24 protein-coding genes are annotated in these 25,572 nt (G+C 64.1%); 10 read left to right on the plus strand and 14 right to left on the minus strand.

From position 1 onward, the window contains the following. Positions 1-43: 43 nt before the first annotated feature. Positions 44-1,504: a glycogen synthase GlgA gene (gene glgA / locus MGMSRV2_RS04220; RefSeq protein WP_024079101.1), complete on the plus strand. Its 1,461-nt coding sequence runs from the start codon at positions 44-46 to the stop codon at positions 1,502-1,504. After that, positions 1,501-2,451 carry a glucokinase gene (gene glk, locus MGMSRV2_RS04225; RefSeq protein WP_024079102.1) on the plus strand — a complete coding sequence of 317 codons (951 nt, stop codon included), beginning with the start codon at positions 1,501-1,503 and terminating at the stop codon, positions 2,449-2,451. The genes glgA and glk overlap by 4 nt, the downstream gene beginning before the upstream one ends. Here glk and MGMSRV2_RS21370 read toward each other — a convergent pair. Further along, on the minus strand, positions 2,435-2,593 hold the full coding sequence (locus tag MGMSRV2_RS21370; RefSeq protein ID WP_158497732.1) for a hypothetical protein: 159 nt from the start codon (positions 2,591-2,593) through the stop codon (positions 2,435-2,437). The genes glk and MGMSRV2_RS21370 overlap by 17 nt on opposite strands. 191 nt (positions 2,594-2,784) lie before the next feature. Here MGMSRV2_RS21370 and MGMSRV2_RS04230 point away from each other — a divergent pair, with 191 nt between their 5' ends. Next, positions 2,785-5,403: a bacteriohemerythrin gene (locus MGMSRV2_RS04230; protein WP_024079104.1), complete on the plus strand. Its 2,619-nt coding sequence runs from the start codon at positions 2,785-2,787 to the stop codon at positions 5,401-5,403. Here the strand turns inward: MGMSRV2_RS04230 and MGMSRV2_RS04235 are convergent. Continuing rightward, positions 5,381-6,583, minus strand: a complete 1,203-nt coding sequence (locus tag MGMSRV2_RS04235; RefSeq protein WP_041633442.1) for a TIGR03862 family flavoprotein — start codon at positions 6,581-6,583, stop codon at positions 5,381-5,383. The genes MGMSRV2_RS04230 and MGMSRV2_RS04235 overlap by 23 nt on opposite strands. 77 nt (positions 6,584-6,660) lie before the next feature. Between MGMSRV2_RS04235 and MGMSRV2_RS04240 the strand changes: the two genes are divergently transcribed. Continuing rightward, positions 6,661-7,449 carry an MBL fold metallo-hydrolase gene (locus tag MGMSRV2_RS04240; RefSeq protein WP_024079106.1) on the plus strand — a complete coding sequence of 263 codons (789 nt, stop codon included), beginning with the start codon at positions 6,661-6,663 and terminating at the stop codon, positions 7,447-7,449. Here the strand turns inward: MGMSRV2_RS04240 and MGMSRV2_RS04245 are convergent, their stop codons facing one another. After that, positions 7,450-10,599, minus strand: coding sequence for an efflux RND transporter permease subunit (locus tag MGMSRV2_RS04245; RefSeq protein ID WP_197538551.1), 3,150 nt, complete (start codon positions 10,597-10,599; stop codon positions 7,450-7,452). A 5-nt stretch (positions 10,600-10,604) separates the two neighbouring features. Beyond that, entirely contained in the window at positions 10,605-11,570 is a 966-nt protein-coding gene (locus tag MGMSRV2_RS04250) for an efflux RND transporter periplasmic adaptor subunit (protein ID WP_024079108.1), read from the minus strand. A gap of 102 nt (positions 11,571-11,672) precedes the next feature. Between MGMSRV2_RS04250 and MGMSRV2_RS04255 the strand changes: the two genes are divergently transcribed. Then, on the plus strand, positions 11,673-11,876 hold the full coding sequence (locus MGMSRV2_RS04255) for a YgaP family membrane protein (protein WP_024079109.1): 204 nt from the start codon (positions 11,673-11,675) through the stop codon (positions 11,874-11,876). Positions 11,877-11,894: 18 nt separating this feature from the next. Here the strand turns inward: MGMSRV2_RS04255 and MGMSRV2_RS04260 are convergent, their stop codons facing one another. Next, entirely contained in the window at positions 11,895-12,743 is an 849-nt protein-coding gene (locus MGMSRV2_RS04260) for a M48 family metallopeptidase (RefSeq protein WP_024079110.1), read from the minus strand. A 200-nt stretch (positions 12,744-12,943) separates the two neighbouring features. On the opposite strand from MGMSRV2_RS04260, the gene MGMSRV2_RS04265 reads away from it, so the two are divergent. Continuing rightward, a complete protein-coding gene (locus MGMSRV2_RS04265) occupies positions 12,944-13,159 on the plus strand; it encodes a hypothetical protein (protein WP_024079111.1) in 216 nt (71 codons plus the stop codon). A gap of 258 nt (positions 13,160-13,417) precedes the next feature. Here MGMSRV2_RS04265 and MGMSRV2_RS04270 read toward each other — a convergent pair whose 3' ends face one another. Continuing rightward, positions 13,418-13,810: a bacteriohemerythrin gene (locus tag MGMSRV2_RS04270; protein ID WP_158497733.1), complete on the minus strand. Its 393-nt coding sequence runs from the start codon at positions 13,808-13,810 to the stop codon at positions 13,418-13,420. A gap of 148 nt (positions 13,811-13,958) precedes the next feature. Here MGMSRV2_RS04270 and MGMSRV2_RS04275 point away from each other — a divergent pair, with 148 nt between their 5' ends. Then, positions 13,959-15,101 (plus strand): ABC transporter substrate-binding protein, encoded by a 1,143-nt coding sequence (locus MGMSRV2_RS04275; RefSeq protein WP_024079113.1) that lies wholly within the window; start codon positions 13,959-13,961, stop codon positions 15,099-15,101. 140 nt (positions 15,102-15,241) lie between these two features. Here MGMSRV2_RS04275 and MGMSRV2_RS04280 read toward each other — a convergent pair whose 3' ends face one another. After that, on the minus strand, positions 15,242-16,261 hold the full coding sequence (locus tag MGMSRV2_RS04280) for a polyprenyl synthetase family protein (protein ID WP_024079114.1): 1,020 nt from the start codon (positions 16,259-16,261) through the stop codon (positions 15,242-15,244). Between the two features lie 112 nt (positions 16,262-16,373). Between MGMSRV2_RS04280 and MGMSRV2_RS04285 the strand changes: the two genes are divergently transcribed. Continuing rightward, positions 16,374-17,123, plus strand: coding sequence for a tRNA1(Val) (adenine(37)-N6)-methyltransferase (locus tag MGMSRV2_RS04285; RefSeq protein ID WP_024079115.1), 750 nt, complete (start codon positions 16,374-16,376; stop codon positions 17,121-17,123). A 16-nt stretch (positions 17,124-17,139) separates the two neighbouring features. On the opposite strand, the gene MGMSRV2_RS04290 is transcribed toward MGMSRV2_RS04285, so the two are convergent. The 7 genes from MGMSRV2_RS04290 to MGMSRV2_RS04320 all read right to left on the minus strand — a co-directional run bounded on the left by MGMSRV2_RS04290 (position 17,140) and on the right by MGMSRV2_RS04320 (position 22,572). Further along, positions 17,140-17,343: a hypothetical protein gene (locus tag MGMSRV2_RS04290; protein WP_024079116.1), complete on the minus strand. Its 204-nt coding sequence runs from the start codon at positions 17,341-17,343 to the stop codon at positions 17,140-17,142. 21 nt (positions 17,344-17,364) lie between these two features. Beyond that, entirely contained in the window at positions 17,365-18,075 is a 711-nt protein-coding gene (gene lexA, locus MGMSRV2_RS04295) for a transcriptional repressor LexA (protein WP_024079117.1), read from the minus strand. Positions 18,076-18,189: 114 nt separating this feature from the next. Continuing rightward, a complete protein-coding gene (gene moaC / locus MGMSRV2_RS04300; protein ID WP_024079118.1) occupies positions 18,190-18,666 on the minus strand; it encodes a cyclic pyranopterin monophosphate synthase MoaC in 477 nt (158 codons plus the stop codon). A 2-nt stretch (positions 18,667-18,668) separates the two neighbouring features. After that, positions 18,669-19,472 carry an indole-3-glycerol phosphate synthase TrpC gene (trpC, locus tag MGMSRV2_RS04305; RefSeq protein ID WP_024079119.1) on the minus strand — a complete coding sequence of 268 codons (804 nt, stop codon included), beginning with the start codon at positions 19,470-19,472 and terminating at the stop codon, positions 18,669-18,671. A gap of 1 nt (position 19,473) precedes the next feature. Beyond that, complete coding sequence (gene trpD / locus MGMSRV2_RS04310; protein ID WP_024079120.1) at positions 19,474-20,517, minus strand: anthranilate phosphoribosyltransferase; 1,044 nt, start codon at positions 20,515-20,517, stop codon at positions 19,474-19,476. Further along, the gene (locus tag MGMSRV2_RS04315; protein ID WP_024079121.1) at positions 20,517-21,107 is read right to left on the minus strand and encodes an anthranilate synthase component II; all 591 of its coding nucleotides are present in this window, start codon (positions 21,105-21,107) and stop codon (positions 20,517-20,519) included. The genes trpD and MGMSRV2_RS04315 overlap by 1 nt, the downstream gene beginning before the upstream one ends. A 79-nt stretch (positions 21,108-21,186) precedes the next feature. Continuing rightward, entirely contained in the window at positions 21,187-22,572 is a 1,386-nt protein-coding gene (locus MGMSRV2_RS04320; protein WP_024079122.1) for a methyl-accepting chemotaxis protein, read from the minus strand. 149 nt (positions 22,573-22,721) lie between these two features. On the opposite strand from MGMSRV2_RS04320, the gene MGMSRV2_RS04325 reads away from it, so the two are divergent. After that, positions 22,722-25,127 (plus strand): heavy metal translocating P-type ATPase, encoded by a 2,406-nt coding sequence (locus MGMSRV2_RS04325; RefSeq protein WP_024079123.1) that lies wholly within the window; start codon positions 22,722-22,724, stop codon positions 25,125-25,127. Then, positions 25,127-25,543, plus strand: coding sequence for a Cu(I)-responsive transcriptional regulator (gene cueR / locus MGMSRV2_RS04330; protein ID WP_041633445.1), 417 nt, complete (start codon positions 25,127-25,129; stop codon positions 25,541-25,543). Before MGMSRV2_RS04325 ends, cueR begins: the two co-directional genes overlap by 1 nt. The last annotated feature ends 29 nt before the right edge of the window (positions 25,544-25,572 follow it).

A 25,572-nucleotide genomic window follows, 5' to 3' on the forward strand; every position in this document is an offset into this window, starting at 1 on the left:
TGGGGTAGGCTTGGCCGGTGATTATCTGTCATAGGGACTTGTCATGCGCGTCCTGTTCGCCGCCTCCGAAGTATTCCCGCTGGTCAAGACCGGGGGGTTGGCCGACGTGGCCGGCGCCTTGCCTGCAGCCCTGATCGCGGCCGGGCACGACGTGCGCGTGCTGCTGCCCGGTTATCCCCAGGCGATGGAACGGGCCGAGGGCAAGCGTCAGGTGGCCAGTTTCGGCGATCCCTTGGGCGTCGGGGCCGAGGTTCGGTTGGTTTCCGCCAAGCTGCCCGGTTCCGCCCTGCCGGTGTGGCTGCTGGATTGTCCGGCCCTCTACGCCCGCGACGGCGGTCCCTATGTGGATACCCAAGGCGCCGATTATGCCGACAATCCCTTGCGGTTCGGCCTGCTGTCGTGGGTGGCGGCGCGGCTGTGCATGGCCGATTCTCCGGTCAAGTGGCGCCCGCAGGTGCTGCATTGCCATGATTGGCAGACCGGTCTGGCCCCGGCCTATCTGCGGGCATGGCAGCCGGAAAAGCCGCCAGCCACGGTGTTCACCATCCACAACATCGCCTATCAGGGTCAGTTCCCGGCCGAGTGGCTGCCGCGCCTGGGCCTGCCTTGGGAGATGTTCACCCCCGATGGGCTGGAATATTGGGGCGATCTGTCGTTCCTGAAGGCTGGCTTGGTCTATGCCGACAAACTGACCACGGTCAGCCCGCGCTATGCCCGTGAAATCCAGACTCCCGGCTTCGGCTGTGGCCTGGACGGGGTGTTGATGGGACGGGCCGGCGATCTGACCGGCATCCTGAATGGGGCCGATTACGGCGTTTGGAATCCGGCCACCGACAGCCATCTGGTCCAGACCTATCCGCCCCGCGACCACCGCACCGGCAAGGCGGTCAACAAGGCGGCGTTGCAACAGGCGCTGGGGTTGGACAAGGATGATCTGGCGCCGCTTCTGGTCATCGTCAGCCGGCTGACCGACCAGAAGGGCATGGACATGGTGCTGTCGACCCTGCCGGCCATCTTGCGCCAAGGGGCGCAGCTGGCGGTGTTGGGGGCCGGTGACCGGTCGTTGGAGCAGGGTTTCCAGTCGGCCGCCGCCGGCTCGCCCAAGCGCATGAGCGTCACCATCGGTTATTCCGAGGAACTGGCGCACCGCCTGCTCGCCGCCGGTGATATCCTGGTGATGCCGTCGCGGTTCGAGCCCTGCGGCCTGACCCAGTTCTATGCCATGCGCTATGGCACGGTGCCGCTGGTTCATGCCACCGGCGGTCTGGCCGACACGGTGATGGATTGCAGTTATGACGGTCTGGTCACCGGCACCGGCACCGGTTTCGTTTTCGAACACGCCAATGCCGGTGCCTTCCAATGGTGCGTCGAGCGGGCCATCACCGCTTTCCACAGCCCGGATCAATGGGGCCGTATCCAGGCCGCCGGTATCGCCCAGGATTTCGGCTGGGATCGTTCCGCCGCCCGCTATGGCGCTCTTTATGCCGACATGGTGGACGCATGAGCCTGTCGCTGATCGCCGATATGGGCGGCACCAATGTGCGTTTCGCCCTGGTCGATGATGCGGGCGTCATCGGTCCCGACATGGTCATGCAATGTGCCGATTTCGCCGGTCCCGACGACGCGGCGCAGGCTTTTCTGGCGGCGCGCGACGGCGCCCGGCCCGAGCGCGGCGCCTTCGCCGTGGCTTCGCCCATCACCGGCGACATGGTCGAGATGACCAATTCCGCCTGGCGCTTTTCCGTCCACCACGTGCAGCGGCAATTGGGGTTGTCGTCCTTGCGGGTGGTCAACGACTTTACCGCCACGGCGCTGTCGGTGCCCCATCTGGGGCCGTCCCATCTGCTGAAGCTGGGCGGGGCCGAGCCGGTAGCCGGTGCTCCCATCGCCGTGCTGGGGCCGGGCACCGGCCTGGGGGTGTCGGGACTGGTGATGGGCGGCGACGGGCGCTGGCAGGCCCTGGCCACCGAAGGCGGTCACGTCACCATGGCCGCCACCGACGATTTTGAGGCGGCGGTATTGGCGCAATTGCGCCGGCGTTTTGGCCATGTCTCGGCCGAGCGGGTGCTGTCGGGACCGGGATTGCTGAATTTATACGAGGCGGTGGCGGCGTTGCAGGGCAGTCCGGCGTCCTATTCCACCGCCGAGGCGGTCTCCAGCCATGGCCTGGACGGGTCGTGCCCGTTGTGCCGGCAGGCGCTGTCCCTGTTCTTCGTCATGTTGGGGAGTGTGGCCGGCAATCTGGCGCTGACCTTGGGCGCGCGCGGCGGCGTCTATGTGGCCGGTGGTATCTTGCCGCGCATGGCCCAGGCCTTTTTCGCCTCTGACTTCCGCCGCCGGTTCGAGGCCAAGGGACGTTTTGCCGGCTATCTGTCGGCTGTGCCCACTTGGCTGGTCACCCACCCGGAACCGGCCTTCGCCGGCTTGGCGGCGCTTACTTCTGAAGGCTGACCGTTTTGGTAATGTGGGCCAGCTTTTCCGGGTGAACGAAGCCGTTGGCCGGGGAAAAGGCGACGGCCAAGGCGATGGCGGTGGCATAAAGCGCGCCAAGGGCGATGGCTCGCAAGGCGGCTTCGCCGGAAGTAAGGGACACGGGGGGCATGGCTGTCCGTTCAAAGGTATTAAACTTATACTGTCGTATATGATAAATGAGCTTTCCGGGTCAAGAGCTAAAGTTGCCTTGCCGCCACTTGTTTAGGACACGGCGCCCTTGCCTTAAGCATTGAGTTGCTGCGCACACGAGTAAGTCCTAGCATAGGGGTGGGGAAGGAACGGGGACGTTTTATGGGTTCTATTCGTAAGATCGAGGTAACCACCGGCGTTTGGTGGGTCGAGGTCGCCGCCGCTAATTTGCGGATATTGTGCGGCTGCCCGGCGGACGTGGTGAAGCACCTGATGAAGCGTGGCCTGATCGCCCCCGCGGAATGTGCCGGTATCGCCTATGAGACCGGCCCCAATGCCATCTTGCTGTCCGACGTCATGGTGCAAAACGGTACTTTCGCCAATCTGGGCGAATTTCCGGTGCTGCAGATGCTGTACCGCCAGGGCATGATCATCCCCGATCATCCGGGCAATACCGGGGAAAAGCCGCTGCTGATCGGCTCGGCCGAGCAGGTGCGCGCCCAGCTTCAATATATCTATCGCGGCAATTATGGACTGATCAGCGAGGACGAGCTGATCGAGGCGGGGGCTTCAGCGCAGCAGGCCAAGGATCTGATGCGGATGAAGCTGAAATTCGCTTTCGGCCGCATCCGTCATCCGCAGGAATTGCTGGATATCCTGACGGTGGACGCCGAACCGGTGGCCATTCGCGGCGGTGTCACCATCCGTCGAGTGCGCCTCAATACCTTCGAGATCTGTTACGGCGGCGATTGCGTCACCGTCGATTTGACCCTGCCGCCGTTCGAGACCTATGAATGCCCCTATCCCCTGGGCTTCTACAACATGCAGCGGGAATACTTTTCCGTCGTCCATTCGGGCGAGGGTGACGGCTGGGACATCAACCGTCCGAGCATGAGCTCGATCCTGATGTTCCAGGGTCGGGTCTATCTGATCGATGCCGGCCCCAACATTCTGTTCACCCTGGATGCGCTGGGCATCGGCGTCAACGAGATCGACGGCATCTTCCACACCCATTCGCACGACGATCATTTTTCCGGCCTGACCACGCTGATCCGCGCCGATCACCGCATCAAGTATTTCGCCACGCCGCTGGTGCGCGCCTCGGTGTCGCGCAAGATGGCGGCGCTTCTGTCCATCGAGCCTTCGGCCTTCGCCGATTACTTTGAATGTCACGATCTGGTGGAAGGCGAATGGAACGAGGTTGACGGCCTGGAAGTGCGGCCGTTGTTTTCGCCCCATCCGGTGGAAACCACCATGTTCATGTTCCGCGCGCCGTGGGAGGACGGTTACCGCACCTATGCCCATTGGGCCGATGTCTGCCGCCTTGAAGTGCTGCGCAGTTTCGTCACCGACGATGCCGACGCGCCGGGTATCTCCCAGGCCATGTACCTGAACGTGACCGCGGCCTATGCGCTGCCCGCCAACGTCAAGAAGGTGGATGTGGGCGGCGGCATGATCCATGGCGACGCCTATGATTTCCGCGATGACCGTTCGGGCAAGGTGATTCTGGCCCATACGTCGGGTCGCAACACGGTGGCGCAAAAGGCCATCGGCTCGACCGCATCGTTCGGCAATGTCGACGTGCTGATCCCGTCCAACCACGATTTCATCTGGCGTTCGGCCTATGAATTGCTGCTGGCCTATTTCCCCGAAATCCGCCACCACCAATTGCGGGTCTTGCTCAACAATCCGGTCGAGACCTTCAATCCCGGCACCATTTTGGTCAAGGAGCGGCGCCCGGCGGATTTCATCTATCTGCTGCTGTCGGGCAGTGTCGAATCGCTGCATATCGAAGGCGGTGCCCGTTCGGTACTGTCGGCGGGGGCCATGATCGGCGAGTTGTTCGCCTTGTTCGATGCCCCGGTCACCGAAACCTATCGGGCCATCGGCTTCGTCAAGGCGTTGCGCATTCCGGCGTCGCTTTATCAGGATTTCGTCCGTCGCAACGATCTGTCGGCGGCCATCACCCGTATTTTCGAGAACCGCCAGTTCCTGCAACGCACCTGGCTGTTCGGCGAGGTGGTATCCACCCGCACCCTGAACCGGCTGGCCAAGGAAATGACCCTGAGCCGTATCCCCGTGGGCGAAACCATCGATATCGGCCCCGAATCGGTGGCTCTGGTGATTTCCGGCCAGGTGGGGCGCTATCTGGGCGAGCAGCAGGTGGAAATCTTGCGCTCGGGCGATTTCTTCGGCGAGGAATTGTCCATTTTCTGGACGCCGTCCATGTTCCGGCTGAAGGCGCTGACGGCGACCGAGGTGTTCTTGGTTCCCGCCGGTCTGCTGGCCGGCATCCCCTCGGTGCGATGGAAGCTGTTCGAGGCGTCGGGCCGGCGCATGACCTCGATCTTCGAGGGTGACCACAGCGGCAATGGCGGGCTGCTGCACTGGCGCGAGGAATACCGCGTCGATGTGCTGCGTCTGGACACCCAGCACCGACGCATGTTCGAACAGGCCAATTCCATTCTGGAAGCCATCCAGGCCGGTCAGGGTGTGGATGATATCCTGTCGCTGCTGGATTCCATGAACGAATACGCCCATTACCATTTCGGCGAGGAAGAGGCGCTGATGGTCCGCTACGCCTATCCGCAGGCCGAGGCCCACCGCGAACACCACGCCCAATTGTCGCAGCAATTGCTGGACATGCGTCAGACCTTCAAGGATGCCAGCGACATCACCCAGGTGGATTTCCTACCCTTCCTGCAAACCTGGCTGGTCGGGCACATCACCGGCGAGGACCGGCTTTATACCGAATTCCTCAACGGCAAGGGCGTTTATTAAGCCAGCGCCCCGCCGCCTGTCCGGCGGCGTGTCCGGTGGCGAAACAGGCGGTCAGCAGATAGCCGCCGGTGGGGGCTTCCCAATCCAGCATTTCGCCCGCCGCGAAAATGCCGGGGCGCGAGACCAGCATCAGATTTTCATCCACCGCGTCGAAGCGCAATCCGCCCGCCGTGCTGATGGCCTCGGCCAGCGGGCGCGGCGATTTCAGCACCAGTGGCACGGCCTTCAAGCTGGCGGCATCGGTCAGGCTTGCCGGCGGCAGGCCTTCCCGCGCCAATCCGGCGGCGACGCCCTTGAGCCCGGCCTGACGTTCCAGGTGATTGGCCAGCGAGCGGCTACCTTGCGGGCGGGCCAGGGCAGCGGCCAGTTTCTCGGTGCTCCAATCCGGTTTCAAATCCAGGCGCAACACCGCTTGGCCGTGGTTTTCGATGGCATCGCGCAAGGGGGCTGACAGGGCATAGACGGCGCTGCCTTCGATGCCGGTGTCGGTGATGACGAATTCGCCCTTCAGCTTTCTGTCGCCGAATTCAAGCCCCACCGCCTTGACCGGGGCGCCGGCGAAACGCTGGCGGAAATGTGGGCTCCACTCCACGTCGAAGCCGCAATTGGCCGGGCGGAACGGCGCCAGCGGTAGACCATTCAAGGCCTCGGTCCAGGTGCCGTCGCTGCCCAGGCGGGGCCAGGAGGCGCCGCCCACGGCCAGGATGGCGGCAGGGGCGGTGACGCGGATTTCCCCCGTGGGGGTGAGGAAACGATGGGCGCCGGTTTCGTCCCAGCCCTGCCAACGATGGTGGGTGAACAAGTGCACCCCCAAGCCGCCCAAACGCCTTAGCCAGGCGCGCAGCAAGGGCGCCGCCTTGAAATCGGTGGGGAACACCCGGCCCGACGAGCCGACAAAGGTTTCCACCCCCAAGCTGGCGGCCCAGTCGCGCAGGTGTTGCGGGCCGAAGGTGCGCAGACTGGGGGCCAACACGGCGGCGCGGTCGCCGAAGCGGCCGAGAAACGCGTCGAAGGGTTCGGAATGCGTCAGGTTCAGCCCGCCGATGCCGGCGCGCAGGAATTTGCGGGCCGGGCTGGGCATGGCATCGAACACGGCCACCCGCCGTCCGCTTTGGCCCAGGACTTCCGCCGCCATCAATCCGGCCGGGCCGGCGCCGATGATCACCACGTCGTATTGCATGATGCTTTCATACGATTGATTGGGCTGGGCTGTCACCTGCTCTTGCCCTTTTCCTCGGCTTGCGCCACTTTCTGTGCATGAGCCTGATGGAAGAAATTTACGGCACCCTCGTCGAGCGCAAGACCATGGCCGTGTGGTTCTTGGGGCAAAACGGCTGGGCCATCCGATCCCCCGCCGGTAAGGTGGTGATCGTCGATCCCTACCTGTCGGATTCGTGCAATCCGTCGCGGCGCGGCCTTGATCTGGCGCGGCAGGTGCCCATCCCCATTTTGCCCCAGGATCTGCGCGCCGACATGCTGGTGTGCACCCATTCGCACAAGGACCATGCCGACCCGGAAACCCTGTGCCTCGCCTGTCAGGCCGGGCGCATCGGCGGCTTTCTCGGTCCGGCGCAAACCCAGGCGCTGTTCGCCGACGCCGGCGCACCGCCCGAGGATTGCCTGCTGACCTGGCCCGGCGACGTGGTGGAGTTGGACGACATCCGTCTGCACGGCACCTTCGCCCTGCCCACCGATACCAGCGACCAGACTCATATGGGCTTTGTCGTCGAGGTGGATGACGGGCCGAAATTCTGGATCACCGGCGATACCGCCTGGTGCGATCTGCTGGCCGAATCGGGCGGACAGCACCAGCTTGACGCCATGGCCGTGTGCATCAACGGCGGCTATGCCAATCTGTCCCATTGGCAGGCGGCGGAACTGGCCATGCGCGTCAATCCGCGTCTGGCCATTCCGTGTCATTGGGACATGTTCGCCGACAATTCCTGCGACCCGCGCATGTTCGCCGCCAGCCTGACCGTCAAGGGCATCGGCGAGAAGTATTGTCTGGCTGAGCATGGCAAGAAGCTGGTGATCGGCACCGAGTGATTACGGCAGCGCCCGCCCGTCGTCGCGCAGCCACACATACAGCGCCGGGATGACCAGCAAGGTCAGCGCCGTCGATGACAGCAAGCCGAATACCAGCGAGATGGCCAGACCCTGGAAGATGGGATCGGCCAGGATGAAGGCCGCGCCGATCATGGCCGCCGCAGCGGTCAGTGCGATGGGCTTGAACCGCGTCGCCCCCGAATCCAGCACGGCTTGACGGATGCTTGCCCCTTCACCCAACCGGTGGCGGATGAAATCCACCAGCAAGATGGAATTGCGGACGATGATGCCGGCCAGGGCGATGAAGCCGATCATGGAGGTGGCGGTGAACGGCGCCCCGAACAGCATGTGGCCGATGACGATGCCGATCAGGGTCAAGGGCACCGGCACCAGGATGACCAAAGGCAGGCGGAAGCTGCCGAACTGGGCCACCACCAGCAGATAGATGCCGATGATGGCAACGCCGAAGGCAGCGCCCATGTCGCGGAAGGTGACATAGGTGATTTCCCATTCGCCGTCCCACAACAGCGTGGTCTTGCTCTCGTCCAGGGGCTGGCCGTGATACTTGACCTGGACGTTGGCGGGCAGATGGTCTTCCACCGCGAACATGCCGTAGATGGGGGCTTCGTAGCGCCCGGCCAACTCGGCCTGGACCATCTCGGCGTAGCGACCGTCACGGCGGAAAATGGGCGGACTGGCCGGTTCGTAGCTCACCTCGACCACGTCGCCCAGTTCGACCACGCCGCGACGCGACGGCACCGGGGTGGTGGCCAGCAATTCGCCCGGATGCTGGTCGGACTTGGCCAGGGCGATGACGATTTCCTTGGGATTGGCACCCTGGCCGCGATGGGAATAGCCGACGCGCACGCCGCCCATCAATGCCTGGATGGTGTCGTAGACCGCCTGTTGCTCGACGCCGTGGAATTCCAGCCGCTCTTGGTCGATGGACACCCGCAGGCGCTGCCACGGATGGGCCAGGGTGTCGTCGATATCGACGATGAAATCCACCTGCTCGAAGGCCTTGCGCACACGTAGCGCGGCGGCGCGACGGCTGTCGGCGTCGGGGCCATAGATTTCCGCCAGAAGCGTGGACAGTACCGGCGGGCCGGGCGGCACCTCGACCACCTTGAGGGCGGTGCCCGCCGGCTTGGCCAGATCGGCCAGACGCTGGCGCACATCCAGGGCGATATCGTGACTGGCGCGGCTGCGGTCATGGCGCGATTGCAGATTCAGTTGCAGATCGCCCATTTCCGGGCTGGTGCGCAGATAGGAGTGACGGACCAGACCGTTGAAGTTGAACGGCGCGGCGATACCGGCATGGGCCTGGATGCTGGTCAGCTCGGGCAGACCGGCCAGCTTGTTTGCGGCAGCCATCAGCACCCGTTCGGTGTCTTCCAGGGTCGAGCCTTCCGGCAGGTCGACCACCACCTGCACCTCGGATTTGTTGTCGAAGGGCAGCAGCTTCACCGTCACCGCCTTGAAGCCGAACATGGTCATGGACAACAGCGTGGCGATACTCACCCCTAGCAGCAGCTTTTTCGACCGCGACCGGCCCTGCAATAACGGGGTGGCGAGGCGGCGATAGAATTCGCCCAGGCGGTCGGCGTGGCCGTGGCCACCGCTATTCTTCGACCGCCCGGCCACCTTCAGCAACAGCCACGGCGTGATGATGATGGCGACGAAGAACGAGAACATCATGGCCGACGACGCATTGGCCGGGATCGGGCTCATGTAGGGTCCCATCAGTCCCGACACGAACATCATCGGCAGCAGGGCGGCGATGATGGTAAGGGTGGCGACGATGGTCGGGTTGCCCACTTCGGCCACCGCCTGTACCGCTACCTCGGCACGGTCGCCCTTGGGGTTCAGGCCCCAGCGCCGCACGATGTTTTCGACGACGACGATGGCGTCGTCGACCAGGATGCCGATGGAAAAGATCAGGGCGAACAGGCTGACGCGGTTGATGGTGTAGCCCAGCAGATGGCTGGCGAACAGGGTCAGCAGGATGGTGGTGGGCACCACCAGGGCGACGACCACGCCTTCGCGCCAGCCCAAGGCCCAGGTGATCAGGGCGACGATGGACAAGGTGGCCAGGGCCAGATGGAACAGCAATTCATCGGCCTTGTCCGACGCCGTCTCGCCATAATTACGGGTGATGGTGACATCGACGGAATCGGGGATCAGCCGCCCGCGCACCTGTTCCAGCCGGGCCAGGGTTTCTTCCGCCACGGTGACAGCATTGGCACCGGCGCGCTTGGCGATGGCCAGGCTGACGCTGGGCAGCGCTTGGCCGTCGGCGATGTGCCATTCCCGCGCCTGGGGCTTTTCGCCGTCCACCACCACCTGGGCCACGTCCTTGACATAGACCGGGCGACCGTCATGGGCCAACAGCAGCAGATTGCCGATATCGGGGATGCTGTTGAGGGTCTGGCCGGCGACCACCGGCAGATGCTGGCCGGCCTGCTGCACATGGCCGACCATGAACGAGCGGTTGGCGTTCTCGATCTTGGTGACCAATTGATTGAGGGTGATGCCGTACAGCGCCAGGGCCTCGGGGTCGGGTTCCACCCGCACCTGATCGCGGCGCCCGCCGACCATATAGCTTTGCCCGACATCATCGACCTTGACCAGTTCGTGCTGCAACTCCTCCGCCAGATTATAAAGGGCGTTGTCGTTCCAGCGCTCGGCCTGGGCCGGCTTGGCGGCGATGGTCAGCACCAGGATGGCGACGTCGTTGATGCCGCGTCCGACGATCAACGGTTCGGCCATGCCGTGGGGCAGGGCGCGCAGATTGGCGCGCACCTGCTCATGCACCCGCAAGATGGCGGCATCTTCCGAGGTGCCGACCTGGAAGCGGGCGGTGACCACCACCTGATCGTCGCCGGTCTGGGAATAGACGTGCTCGACCGCGTCGATGCCCTTGACGATGTCTTCCAACGGCTTGGTCACCAGCTCGGCGGCGTCCACCGCCTTCAGGCCGTTGGCGGCGACCATGATGTCGACCATGGGCACGCTGATCTGCGGCTCTTCCTCGCGCGGCAGCGCCGACAGGGCGATGAAGCCCACCGCCAGCGAGGCCAGCAGCAGCAACGGCGTCAGCGGCGAGTGGATGAAGTGCTTGGCGATGGCGCCCGAGAGACCCAGCTTCATGGCGCTCACCACGTCACCACGTCGCCATCGCGCAGGCCCGACAGCACCTCGACGCTGTCATCCTCGGCGTGGCCCAATTGCACCACCACCGCGCCCACATCCTTGACGGTGACGAAATCCAGACCGAAGCGGCGGCTGATGGCGGCACGCGGCACCACCAGGGCCGGGCGGCTGCCGGTGGAGACATGAACCGGTACTCGCTCGCCGACGAAGAAATCACCCAAGCCTTCCACCGCCACGTCGGCCATCACCCGGCCATCCTCTATACGCGGATAGACCTGACGGACGCTGCCCAGGCGTGCTGGCGTGGTGCTGGCGGCCAGCGAGCGCGGCCCCACCTGCACCTTGTCGCCGACCTTGATGAAGCGGGCATGGCGTTCCGGCAGGGCCATGCGCAGGATGTAATTCTCGGCGGCGATGGTGGCGATGGTCTCGCCGGCCATGACCACGCTGCCTTGGGTCACATGCACCTTCAGCACCCGGCCCGAGGCCGGGGCCAGCACCGCGCCTTCACCGGAGCGTTCGGCGCTGACCTGCTTTTCCGCCCGCAGCGCGGCGATGGTGCGTGCCGCCACGTCCAGGCGGGTGCGGGCATTGTCGACCCGGGCCTGGGTGGCGGCGCCCTTGGCCAGCAGATCACCCGAGCGGCGGAATTCGATTTCGGCCAGATCGCGCTCGGCCTCGGCGCCCTTCAGCCGGGCGTCGATGCCGGCGGTGGCTAAAGCCAGCTTGGGGTCGCCGATGGTGGCAATGCGGGCACCGGCCTCGACCTGGGCGCCTTCGTCCACCAGCAGGCCGGAAACGGTGCCGGTGATGCGGGCGCGGGCCAGCACCTCGTCGACGCTTTCCACCGTGGCGAACACCGCCTTCAAATCCTCCATCTGCCCGGTCTTCACCGTCATTTCCCCGGCCAAAGCGGGCAGGGCGGCGGCAAGGACAAAGGCGAAAACGGGCAGGGCGGATTTCAGCATGGATCGGGGCTCCGGTGGCAACACCCTTGACGTATATATTAGATTCAACTAATTAACAAGGGCCGGAGCTATGGCTCCACCCCATTTCAAGGAAGACCTGCCATGTCCATCGATCGCGTCGTTTTCGCCTTTGCCGGTTTCGTCATCCTGGCCAGCCTGGCTTTGTCGCAGGTGCATTCGGTCTATTGGCTGCTGATGACCGCCTTTGTCGGCCTCAACATGTTCCAGGCGGCCTTCACCGGCTTTTGCCCGCTGGCCATGATCCTGAAGAAGCTGGGCGTGCAGCCCGGCTGCGCCTTCAACTGACCGGAAAAGCGGCCTTGGTCAGCCCAAGGCCGCTTTCAGCTCGCGCCAGCCCGAGCTGTCGGCGGTGCCGCTGCTTCTGACTTTGGCGGCGGCTTCCTCGATCTTGGCGATGCGTTCCAGCGTGCCTGGATGGGTGGAAAACAGCGAGGTGGTTTCCGTCGTCGCTTCCGGGTACAGCCGGTCCAAAGTGTGGAAGAAATCGTCGGCCTTGGCCGGATCATAGCCGGTACGGGCGAAAATCTTCAAAATATGGGCGTCGGCGGCGAATTCGTTGTCGCGGGAATAGCCCGACAGGACCAGCGAATAAAGCGGCCCTTCCAGCGCCGTCAGCACTTGGGCGCCGATGGCCCCGGCCCCGCCCATCCAGGCGACCAGGGCTTCCTTGCCGATGGCGCCGGCGCTTTGCAGCAGGGTCTGGTTGCGAATCTGCGACAGGCCGTGGCCCAGATCGGCATGACCGATCTCATGGGCGATGACCGAGGCCAACTCGTCCGGCGTCCGGCATTGTTTGACCAGGGCGCTGTTGATGGCCATCTTGCCGCCGGGCAAGGCCCAGGCGTTGACCTGATCATTTTTCACCAGCGACACTTCCCAGGCCAGGCCTTGGCGGTCGGCGGCATCCATCAGCGGCTGGGCGAAGCGGCGCAACGCCTCTTGCGCATTGCGGTCGGGGTACAGGCCGCCCGATTTCTTCAGGTAATCCTGATAATAGGTTTCCCCCATCTTGATCTCGTCGGCCTCGCCCGAGGTATAGGCGCTGACCACGCTGGCGGCGCCTTGGACCAGATTGCCCAGGCTGAACTGGGCATGGGCGGGGGCGGCGATGGCGCTGGCGGCCAAACCGGCCAGGACGGAACGGCGTTGCATGGGATGAGCCTTTAACCTTTTTTGATTGAGTGATGGGCGATAGTGAACCAGATGCCGCGTCGCGTCCACCGCATCGGCGGTGTCATCCTTGTGCCATTTTACCGTGACACGGCGTCACAAACTGATTCACACCACTACACCTAAGGTCTTTGGCTTTGGGTATATTCGTATCGAATGATGCAGCAATCGGTCAGGGTCCAATGTCCTTCGCTCACGAACATCACGACAGCCAATGCTACCCGCCGCGGGTCGAGCTGGCCGCCGCGCATGTGGATCGCGGCGAATGGGCATGCGGTCTGGCCATCGCCAACGGCCTGATCAAATGCGCATCGGCCGGCGGCTGCCCGCGCCAGGGCGATTGCAGCCATGCCGCCCAGCGCATGATGACCGTCATCAAGACCATGCTGAACGGCTGATCGCGGCGCTTTACTGACCCGTCAAAAAGTCCTCAGCTTGGCTAGGTGTATTTTTTTCCGCTGATTTAAATGGGGAAAATAGGCTTGAGGTGGCCCTGCGCCTATTCGTCGCTTTTACGTTTTACCGCCTTTGCCGTGCAAAGGCGGGAGAAACACTGAAACCCGCGCGGAAAGCTTGCTTGAGCACGGGTTTACACCTTGGAAATCGGGGGAAAGTACACCGAGGCAAAGCCGAGGGACTTTTTCACGGGCAAAGCTTTAATCCCGGTTCAGATGATGGAAGATCTTCAGGTCTTCCTCGACGATGTGGCGGTACAGCCAGATATTGAGGAAATGCTCGACATCGGCGGCGCTGCGCTCGTTGCTGCCCATGGCCACTTCCTCGCGGAATTCGCTGATTTCCTCCAGCAAGGCGCGGTGCAGGCGTTCATGCACCGTCCAGGTGGGCAGGTGGATGTTGCGCATCACCCGTTCCTCGTGAGCGAAATGGTCCGAGACCATTTCAATCAGCACATCCAACCCGGCCAGCAACTGGCGACGATCCAGCCCGCCATGGACGGCGGCGAAGAATTTTTCCACCTGCGCAATCAAGTCCTGATGCTGCTGATCGATGGAGTTGACGTCGGTGCTCAGGCTTTCTTTCCACGTCATCAGCAACATTCCTCAATGTTTGAAATGCTTTTAAATTGAAGCGGCAATGATTTGCAATGCTTTCCTACCTAGGCGCAAAACCCATGCCGCATAAGCATGATTCGGGCTATGATCGCCGCTCGCTTTTATGGGATTACCGGGTGCAGTGATGAAATTTTTGAGGGTGTTGCTTGCCGCGTCGGTGTTTTCACTTGCCGCCCAGCCTGCCATGGCCGTTGACCCCATCCGCATCGGCTCGTTCCTGTCCGCCACCGGGGTGATGTCGCCCATGGGCGACCCGGAAAAGAAGACGCTGGAAATGGAAGTGGCGCGGATCAACGCCCAAGGCGGCGTGCTGGGCCGCCCGTTGGAACTGGTGTTCTACGATGACGGTTCGGTGCCGGAGAAAGCGGTGGTGGCGGCCAAGCGGCTGATCGAATCCGACCGGGTCGATGTGATCATCGGCGGTTCGGGTACGCCCACCAGTCTGACAGTGCTGCCCATGATGGACAAGGCCGAGATGCCGTTTCTGTCCCTGGGCGGCGGTGTCGCCATCATCGAGCCGGTGCGCAAATGGACCTTCAAGGTGCCGCAAACCGACCGGTTGGCGGCACAGAAGGTCTATGGCGACATGCAGCGGCGCGGCCTGTCCAAGATCGCCCTGTTGTCGGAAAATGTCGGCTTCGGCAAATCGGGCCGCACCCAGTGCCTGGAATTGGCGGCCAGCCATGGCATGGAAATCGTCGCCGACGAAACCTATGGCCCGCGCGATCCCGACGTCACCGTGCAACTGACCCGTATCCGCGCCACCCCCGGTGTGCAGGCGTTGTTCGTGTTCGGCACCGGGCAGGGACCGGCGGTGGTCACCCGCAACATCCGCCAGCTTGATTTGCAGATGCCGGTCTATCAATCGCACGGCGTGGCGTCGAAGGACTTCCTGCGGCTGGTGGGCAAGGCCGCCGACGGCATGCGGCTGCCGTCCTCGCCCCTTGCCATCGTCGACGTGCTGCCCGACAGTGACCGGCAAAAGCCGGTGCTGGCCGCCTTCAAACGCGATTTCGAGACCAGGACCGGCGATGAGGTCAGCATGATGGCCGGCCATTCCTGGGATGCGCTGTATCTGTATGTGGATGCGGTCAAGCGCGCCAATACCACCGACAAGGCCCGCGTGCGTGATGAAATCGAACGCACCCGGGGCTTTGTCGGCCAGGGCGGCATCTTCACCCTGTCGCCCAGCGATCACATGGGGCTGACCCTGGATTCCTTGCACATGGTGGAAATCCAGGGCGGCGACTGGAAGCTGGTGGAATGATTAGACTTGTTTCAGCTAAAGCAGAAACAAGTCTAAACCTTATAAATGGCCCGTGACGGGCCGCTCAGGCGCCGCTGTGTGCGAAGCACACGTCTGTGACTCCCGGCTTATCGCATGTCCACGCTTCGCGTGAAAATGCTCTAATAAGCGCGGTCGATGCAGAAGTCGATGACGTCGATCATCGCCTGTTTGACCGGGCTGTCGGGGAACAGGGCCAGGGCGTCGCGGGCGACTTCGCCGTAATGGCGGGCGCGGGCGATGGTGTCGGCCAGGGCGCCGTGCTTTTCCATCAAGGCGATGGCCTGTTCCAGGTCGCCGTCTTGCTGTTCCAGCCGCTCCACCGTGCGGCGCCAGAATTCGCGCTGCTCGTCGTTGCCGCGACGGAAGGCCAGGATGATCGGCAAAGTGATCTTGCCTTCGCGGAAATCGTCGCCCACGGTCTTGCCCAGGACCGCCTGCTTGGCCGAATAATCGAGCACGTCGTCGATCAGCTGGAAGGCGATACCCAAATTCAGGCCATAGCTGTCGAGAGCGTCTTCCTCGGCCTTGGGGCGGTCGGCGACGATGGCACCGATGCGGCAGGCGGCGGCGAACAGGGCGGCGGTCTTCGAACGGATGACTTCCAGATAGGAATCTTCACTGGTGTCGGTGTCGTTGGCGGTGATCAGCTGCAACACCTCGCCCTCGGCGATGACCGAGGAAGCGCGCGACAAAATGGCCAGCACCGGCAGCGAGCCGTCTTCCACCATCAGTTCGAACGAGCGGGAAAACAGGAAATCGCCGACCAGCACGCTGGGCTTGTTGCCGAACAGGGCATTGGCCGAGGCCTGACCGCGGCGCAATTCCGATTCGTCGACCACGTCGTCGTGCAAAAGCGTGGCGGTATGGATGAATTCGACGCAGGCCGCCAGCTTGACGTGACGCTCGCCGCTATGGCCGGCCAGCTTGGCCGAGGCCAGGGTCAGCACCGGGCGCAAGCGCTTGCCGCCGGCGGCGATGATGTGCCCGGCCAGTTGCGGGATCAGTTCAACCGGGCTGTGCATACGGTCGATAATGGTGCGGTTGACCTTTTCCAGGTCGTCTTTGACCAGGGACACCAAGGTGTCAAAGCTCTTGGCCTTCTTCGCCCGTTCTTCTTCCAAGCTCACCACGACTGCCACTCGACCCACTCCTGAAATCATCTGTGTCCCTGCCGCAGCGAGAACATAGGCTTGCGGCGGAAAGTCGGTCAAGCTTACAAGCACGAGTCACTCATGCAAAAGGATGCCTTTGATGCTGTCCCCGCCGCATATCCCCACCACGACCGACCAATTCCTGGGCGGCAGGCTGGTCTTGCGCCAGCCCATGGATGGCTATCGTGCCGGCTCGGACCCCGTGTTTTTAGCCGCCGCCGTCGATGCCCGGGCCGGTGAAAGGATCCTTGATCTGGGCTCGGGTGTGGGCACCGCCGGGCTGTGCCTGCTGGCCCGTGTCGACGGTATCCATGTCACCGGGCTGGAATTACAGTCGCAACTGGCGGATTTGGCTCAAGCCAACGCGGTGGAAAATGGCTTGGATGGGCGCTACACCGTGGTCCAGGGCTGTCTGACCAGCCGTCCAGCGACATTGCGTGGGGTCACCTTCGACCACGTCATCACCAATCCGCCCTGGTACGAGCCCGGCACCATCCGGGCGCCGCGCGCCGATTCCAAGGCTATCGGTCACCTGGAAGGCGAGGCCGATCTGGCCCAATGGCTGCGGGCGGCGGTCAAATATGTCAAGCCCAAGGGGCGTTTGTGGCTGATCCACCGGGCCGACCATCTGGGTCGCATCCTGTCGGGGTTGGAAGGGTTGAAAGTGGGAGAAATCCGCGTCGTTCCCATCTGGTCCAAACAGGGACGCGCCGCCACTCGGGTTGTGGTGACGGCGCGCAAGGATTCCAAGGCCCCGATGGAGCTGTTGCCCGGCCTGCTGGCGCACGGGGATGATGGGTCTTATACCCCCCAGGCCGAGGCCATCTTGCGGGATGGCCAGCCCTGGTGAGATGTCGCCGTCGTCGCTAACGTACCACCACCTGATTGCTGGACCAGCGGCGGGCCAGCGGGCTGGGCTGGTTCAGCCATTCCTCGAAGCGGCGGCGCGCATCGGCCTCGGCCAGTTTGCGGTTGATGCGTCCCACATAGGTGACGTTCATGTCGGCGGGGCCGTCGACGGTGCGGCCATCCAGGGTGAAGGCGAAGCGGTGAGTGGATGACATGGCCATGGCGGGGGCTCCCTGCCTTTGTCAGTAGCTACGCAGCAGGCCGACCAAGCGGCCCTGCACCTTGACCCGGTCGGGCGGGAAGATGCGGGTTTCATAGGCTTTGTTGGCCGGTTCCAGGGCAATGGAGGCCCCCTTGCGGCGCAGTCGCTTCAGCGTCGCCTCCTGGTCGTCGACCAAGGCGACGACGATGGTGCCGGCCTCGGCGGTATCGCAAGAGCGGATGATGACGGTGTCACCATCCAAGATGCCGGCCTCGATCATGGAATCACCCTCGACCGTCAGCGCGTAATGGTCGCCGCCGGTCAGCAGGGCGGCGGGAACCTCGACGCTGTTGCTGTGGTCGCGCAGGGCTTCAATGGGCGTGCCGGCGGCGATCTTGCCGTAAAGCGGCAGCGACACCGCATCGGCCACGCCGGCAACCGGGGCGGCGCCGGCAAAGACGGTCTGGGTGAAATTGCCCTGGATCACCGTGGGCGAGAACTTGGCCGACGGTGCCGGCAACGGCTGGTCACCCAGGTTGTCCGGCAGCTTGACCACTTCCAGGGCGCGGGCGCGATGGGCGAGGCGACGGATGAAGCCGCGTTCCTCCAGCCCGGTGATCAGGCGGTGAATACCCGATTTCGACTTCAGGTCGAGGGCGTCCTTCATTTCATCGAAGGACGGCGAAATGCCGGTGGCGCGCAGGCGCTCGTCGATGAACATCAGCAATTCGTATTGCTTACGCGTCAGCATGGATGCATCCCCCCATCCGCCCGGATGAAACGGCGGCAAAATGGAACAAAGCCTAAACTTCGGCTTTTGTTCTATGCCTGTTCCGTTTTGTCGTCAAGGGCTTTGATGGGGGAATCACACCGCCTGATAGGTGCCCGATTTGCCGCCGGATTTGTGGAGCAGGCGGATATCGGTGATGCGCATGGACTTGTCCACCGCCTTGACCATGTCATAGACGGTCAAGGCCGCCACCGAGACGGCGGTCAGCGCTTCCATCTCGACGCCGGTCTGGCCGGTCAGCTTGCAGGTGGCCTGGATGTCCACGGCGTTGCGGGCGGGGTCGAGCTGCAATTCCACCTTGACCGAGGACAGGGCCAACGGATGGCACAGTGGGATCAGATCGGGGGTGCGCTTGGCCCCCATGATGCCGGCCAGTTGCGCCACCGCCAGTACATCACCCTTCTTCACCCCACGCGCCTGGATCAGCGCCATGGTGTCCGCCGCCATCAGCACGCTGCCGGCGGCCACCGCCACCCGCTCGGTCGGCGCCTTGGCCGAGACATCGACCATGACGGCGTTGCCCAAGGGGTCAAAATGGGTGAGATCGGTCATGGTCAGACCTTGGCCCCGGCCAGCAGGATCTTGGTGGCCATTTCCACATCGGGGCGTTTCATCAGTGATTCACCGATCAGGAAACGCTTGGCCCCGGCATTGATCATGCGTTTGATGTCGGCGGGGCTGTCGATGCCGCTTTCGCACACCAGCTGGCGGTCGGCGGGGATCAGGGGGGCCAGCCGTTCGGTGGTGCCCAGATCGGTCTTCATGATCTTGAGATCGCGGTTGTTGACGCCGATCAGCTTCGATTTCAGCTTCAACGCCCGTTCCAACTCGGCCTCGTCGTGCACTTCGATCAGCACGTCCATGCCGTAACCAAGCGCGATATCTTCCATGTTCGACAATTCGGCATCGGTCAGGGCCGAGACGATCAGCAAGATGCAATCGGCGCCGAGCGCGCGGGATTCGACGATCTGATAGGGGTCGACGACGAAATCCTTGCGGATCACCGGCAAATCGACGGCGGAGCGGGCTTCGCCCAGATGGGCGTCGGTGCCCTGGAAGAACTTGTTGGTCAGCACCGACAGGCAGGCGGCGCCGGCGCGGGCATAGGCGCGGGCCAGTTGCGCCGGCTCGAAAGTGCTGCGGATCAGTCCGGCCGAGGGCGAGGCCTTCTTGATTTCGGCGATCAGGCCGATACCGATTTCCTCCACCTTCTTGTCCAGCGCGGCGGCGAAGCCGCGCGGCGGCGCTTGGTCCTGGGCCCGGCGCAGCAATTCCTGGATCGGGCGCTGGCTTTTGTGCAGGGCCACTTCCTTGCGCTTGTCGTCGCAGATGCGGTCGAGGATGGTACCGGTGCTCATGTCAAATCTCGCGGTTGGTGATGGCGACCATGCGGTCGAGGGCAGCCTTGGCCGCGCCGTCATCGATGGATTTGGCCGCCAGGGTCACGCCGTCCTTGAGGTCGGCGGCCTTGCCGGCGACCACCAGGGCAGCGCCGGCATTGAACAAGACGATGTCGCGATAGGCGCCGGGCGCGCCCTCCAGCAACGCACGCAGGGCGGCGGCGTTGAAGGCGGCGTCGCCGCCTTTCAGTTCGGACGCATGGGCCATGCGCAGACCGGCATCGCTGGGGCGGATCTCGAAGCTGTGGACCTTGCCGTTCTTCCATTCCGACACCAAGGACGGCGCGGTGATGGTCAGCTCATCCAGCCCGTCCAGGCCGTGCACGGTCCAGGCGCGCTCCACCCCCAGGCGACCCAGAACCTCGGCCATGGGCTCGACCCATTGGCTGGCGAACACGCCCAGAATCTGGAATTTGGCCTTGGCCGGATTGGCCAGCGGCCCCAGCAGGTTGAAGATGGTCCGGGTGCCCAGCTCGACCCGCGGCCCGGCCACATGGCGCATGGCGTTGTGGTGGCGGGGCGCCATCAGGAAGCCGATATTGTTCTGCCACAGGCTTTCCGTCACCAGGGTCATGTCGGCATCGACCTTGATGCCCAAGGCGGCCAGCACGTCGGCGGAGCCCGATTTGGACGACAGCGCCCGGTTGCCGTGCTTGGCTACCGGCACACCGGCACCGGCGACGACGAAGGCGGCGGCGGTGGAAATGTTGTAGGTGCCCGATCCGTCACCGCCGGTGCCGCAGGTGTCGATGGCGCCCTCGGGGGCAGCGACGGCCAAGGCCTTGGCCCGCATGATGCGGGCGGCGCCGGTGATTTCCTCGACGGTTTCGCCGCGCACCCGCAGCGCCATCAGCAAGCCGCCGATCTGCGCCGGGGTGGCGTCGCCGGACATGATGACCTCGAACACTTCCTCGGCCTGATCCTCGGACATGGTGTGACCGGCGGCGACGCGGCCGATCACTTCCTTCATCAACGACAGGCTGGCGGGGGCGGGGCTGTTCATCAGGCGGCGTTCCCTTTGGTGCGGCGGCACAGATCGACGAAATTTTGCAGCATGGCGTGACCATGCTCGGTCTCGATGCTTTCCGGGTGGAATTGCACGCCCCACACCGGCAGATCGTTGTGGGTCAGGCCCATGATCAGCCCGTCCTCGGTCCAGGCGGAGACGTGCAAGGTGGTGGGCAGGCTGGCGCGGTCGACCACCAGAGAATGATAGCGGGTGGCCCGAAACGGCGAGGGCAGACCAGCGAAGCAGCCGGTACCGTCGTGGTGGATGGTGTCCACCTTGCCGTGCATGGGCTGCGGCGCGCGCACCACGTTGCCGCCGAAGGCCTGGCCCATGGCCTGCTCGCCCAGGCAGACGCCGAACAGCGGCACCTTGCCGGCGGCGGTGCGGATCAGGTCCAGGCAGATGCCGGCGCGGTCGGGGTCGCAGGGGCCGGGGGAAATGACGATGCCCTCGGGGTTCAGGGCCAGGGCCTCGGCGACGGAAAGCGCGTCGTTGCGCCGCACCTCGACCTGGGCGCCCAATTCGCCCAGATAATGCCAAAGGTTGTAGGTGAAGCTGTCGTAATTGTCGATCAGCAGGAACATGGCAGCAAATCGCCCCGGATGATGGATCAGGGGCGAAGAATGCAGGGGCGGCGCGCTCAGGTCAAGGATTGCCCTGGGATTACCCCGCCTCGACCTTGAAGGCGACGCGGAAGCCGCCCCAGTGCCGTCCCTTGACCCAGATGGGGGCCGAGGCTTCCTTCAGCAGCATGAATTTGCCGCCGCCCATGTCGCGGCGATAGGTCTGCAACAGGAACGGAAGCTGGTTGCGGGCGGACCGCAAGCCGGCACGGTCGGCGAAGAAACGGCGGTTGCGGCAATTGGCGTTGTTCCACACCGGGTCGGCGCCTTGCGGTTTGGAATATTGTTCCTGGTGGGTGGGCAGATAGCCGTTGCGGTCGACGGCGGCACAGATCAGCAAAAGCGGCGACAGCGCCAGTTGGGCATCCTGGATCGGGCGCAAGGTGCGATCGGCGAAATCGTTGAAGCGGGTCAGGAACTGTTCCGGGTTGCTGCCGCTCACCTTGCGGTAATTTTCGTCGAACAGATCGGTGATGGCGATCTTGCCTTGATCCACCGCCTGTTCGAACAGGGCGGACAGGGCGGCGGCGGTGTTGCGCGCCGATTCGATGAAGACGCGGTTGGGGGTGTCATAGCCCTGGTCGCTGATGAAACCCATCAACTCTTCCGAGCGTTGTAGCAAGGTGTTGATGCGCTCGTCCGCCGCCTTCAGATCGTTGCCGGTGGTTTCCAGGCTGACATTGAAGGTATCGACGTAATCCAGCACCTCTTCACATTGTTCATGGCTGTCGGCGCTGGCCGCCGAGATGTCGGCCACCTTGGCCGCCACCGTGGTCAGGGCGTTGTCGAAACCCTCGACCGCGGTATTGATGACGCTGACACCTTGGTTGACGTCGCCAGCGGTTTCCACCGTCGCGGCGCTGGCGCGGACCAGTTCGCCGATGCTTTCCGACAACGAGGCGACGGCGCCGTCGATGCCATTGGTCACGTCCGAGGTGCGCCGCGACAGGGTTTTCACCGCCGAGGCGACGACGGCGAAACCGCGCCCGGCTTCGCCGGCGCGTTCGGCTTCGATGGTGGCGTTAAGCGCCAACAGGTTGGTCTTGCCGGCGATCACCTGAATGGATTGCGCCCGGTTGCCCACTTCCAGCAGCATGGCATCCAGTTGCGACAACTGGCCTTGAATGGCGCGCACAGATTCGGCCAGGGCGGCGATGTCGCCCAGGGCGGCGCGCACCGTATCAAGCGATTGGCGCGAATTGTCGCCGGCTTCCACTGCCACCTGATTGGTGATCTGCCCGGCTTCGGCAATCTGGGAGATGACGCTGTCCAACTGGTGGGTGATGTCGCGGATATGGGCAAAGCCGTCGCGCTGCTGGACCACGAACTTGGACACGTCGTCGATGCTGCCGGCGATGTCGGCAACCTCGAGCACGAGCTTTTCGACGCGCGCCAGCACCTCGACGGCGAAGGTCTCCGGACTCATATAATCCTCCCTCTCATGCAGTTCGGAGATTCTTGCCGGACTCCGTTGGCGCGCAGTTTGTCAGCTTAAAACGGTATTAAAAAGCCGATTTTTGGTATTAGCCCTTGACCTTCCAGTCACTGGAGGGTCGAAACTGACCTGGATGGTAAATGAAAGGTCTTGGCGTCATGGCTGCCCAAAGCGCGGAATTCCTGGTTTCAACCCTGGCTTTGCCAGTGCGCGGAATGACCTGCGCCGCCTGCTCGACCCGGCTGGAAAAAGTGCTGAACCGCCTGGATGGGGTGGCGGGCGCCACCGTGTCCTTGGCTTCGGAACAGGCGGATATCCGCTTTGATGCCAGCCGAACCAATCCGGCGACTTTGGCCGAAGCGATCGGCAAGGCCGGCTTTTCCGTCCCCGACGATACGCTGGAACTGACCATCGGCGGCATGACCTGCGCCGCTTGCTCGACCCGACTGGAGAAGGTCTTGGGCAAGGTGGCCGGGATCACCACCGCCAGCGTCAATCTGGCGACCGAACGGGCGCGGGTAACCTTTGCCGCCGGCACCGTGGCGGTGGCCGACGTGGTACTGGCGGTGGAGAAAGCCGGCTTCACCGCCCAGGTGGTGGTCGACGGCGACAGCCAGATGGACAAGGAAGAGGCCGCCCATGCGGCAGACCTGCGCCGTCAGGGCCGCTTGCTGGCGCTGTCCGCCCTTCTTACCCTGCCGCTGGTCGCCGGCATGGTCGCCCATCTCGCCGGTTGGAGTTGGACCCTTTCCGGCTGGTGGCAATTGGTTTTGTCGGCCCCGGTACAGTTTTGGATCGGCTGGCGCTTTTATGTGGGCGCCTGGACCAGCTTGAAGGGCGGCAGCGGCAACATGGACGTGCTGGTGGCCTTGGGCACCAGTGCCGCCTGGGGCGTTTCCGCCGTTGCGGTGGCGCAAGGCCATGGCGATCACGCCGATCTGTACTTTGAAGGCGCCGCCGTGGTCATCACCTTGGTGCTGCTGGGCAAGCTGCTGGAAACCCGGGCCAAGCGCTCGGCGGCCGGGGCCATCCGGGCGCTGATGCGCTTGCGCCCGGAAACAGCCCGGGTGGAACGCGACGGCAGGCTGGTGGAAATCCCCGCCGATTCGGTCCATCCCGGCGACGTGGTGCAAATCCGTCCAGGCGAGCGGGTGCCGGTGGATGGTGTGGTGGTCGAGGGCAATTCGCAGATGGACGAGGCGCTGATCACCGGCGAAAGCCTGCCGGTGGCCAAGGAGGCGGGGGCGCCAGTGGTGGCCGGGGCCATCAACGGCGACGGCTTGCTGCGGGTGCGCGCCACCCGGGTGGGCAGCGAAAGCACCATTTCCCGCATCATCCGCATGGTCCAAGGCGCGCAGGCGGCCAAGGCGCCGGTACAGAAACTGGTGGATCGCATCTCGGCCATCTTCGTTCCCGTGGTGGTGGCCATCGCCGCCGCCGCTTTTCTGCTCTGGTGGTTGGCGGTGGGCGATGTGGGCCTAGCCTTCGTCGCCGCCGTGTCGGTGCTGGTCATCGCCTGTCCTTGCGCCTTGGGGCTGGCGACGCCGACGGCGATTATGGTCGGCACCGGCATGGCTGCCCGCCACGGTATCCTGATCAAGGATGCCGAGGCGCTGGAACTGGCCCATTTCGTCGATGTGGTGGTGTTCGACAAGACCGGCACCCTGACCCTGGGCAAGCCAGCGGTGGTGGCGGTGCAGGGTGATCCGGAGTTGCTGCGTCTGGCCGCCTCTGCCCAACAAGGCAGCGAGCATCCGTTGGCCGGGGCGGTGCTGGCCCATGCCGCCGGTCTGGACTTGGGCAAACCGGAGAAGTTCAAGGCCTTGCCCGGTCGCGGTATCGAGGCCGAAATCGAGGGCCATGTCGTGCTGGTCGGCTCGCCCCGGTTGATGGCCGAACGCGGGCTGGATCTGGCCGCTTGGGCCGACGCGGCGCGGGCCGAGGAAGAACTGGGCCGCACCGTGGTGTGGGCGGCAGCGGATGGTCGGGTACTGGGCTTCATCGCCCTGGCCGACCCGGTCAAGGACAGCGCCGCCGAAGCCATCGCCGGGCTGAAGGCCTTGGGTGTGCGCTCGGTGATGCTGACCGGCGACAATGCCCGTGCGGCGGCAACGGTGGCCGCCAGCCTGGGGCTCGACCGCTTCATCGCTGAAGTCCTGCCCGAGGACAAGGAAGCGCAAATCCAGGCCTTGAAGGCGGAAGGCCATGTGGTCGCCATGGTCGGCGATGGTGTCAACGATGCGCCCGCCCTGGCCGCCGCCCATGTGGGCATCGCCATGGGCACCGGCACCGACGTGGCCATGCAGGCGGCGGGGATCACCCTGGTCAAGGGCGATCCGGCCCTGCTGCCCGCCGCCTTGTCCATTTCGCGGGCGACGCGGGCCAAGATCCGGCAAAATCTGTTCTGGGCCTTTTTCTATAACGTGGTGGCCATTCCGCTGGCGGCGCTGGCCTTGCTGACCCCGGTCATCGCCGGGGCGGCCATGGCTTTTTCCAGCGTGTCGGTGGTGTCCAATTCGTTGTTGCTGCGGCGCTGGAGGGGATGATGAATATCGGGCAAGCGGCCAAGCATTCCGGCATCGCCGCCAAGACCATCCGTTATTACGAGGAGATCGGGCTGATCCCGCCGGCGGGACGCACCGCATCGGGCTATCGCGATTATGGCGAGGCCGAGGTGGAGACGCTCAAATTCATCCATAAGGCGCGGTCCTTGGGCTTTTCCGTCCACGATGTCGGCGATCTGCTGACCCTGTGGCGCGACCGGGCGCGGGCCAGCGCCGATGTGCGCCGCATCGCCCAGGGCCATGTGGCGGCGGTGGACCGCAAGATCGCCGAGTTGCAGGCCATCAAGCAGACGTTGGAAGGGTTGATCCATCGCTGTCACGGCGACGACCGCCCCGATTGCCCGATCCTGCGGGAATTGGCGCCGGATTGTTGCGGCGGCACGGGGCAGGGGCTATAACCGGCTTCCGGTTCGGCAGGAGGTATGTG

It is taken from the genome of Magnetospirillum gryphiswaldense MSR-1 v2 (assembly GCF_000513295.1).
Taxonomy (GTDB): domain Bacteria; phylum Pseudomonadota; class Alphaproteobacteria; order Rhodospirillales; family Magnetospirillaceae; genus Magnetospirillum; species Magnetospirillum gryphiswaldense.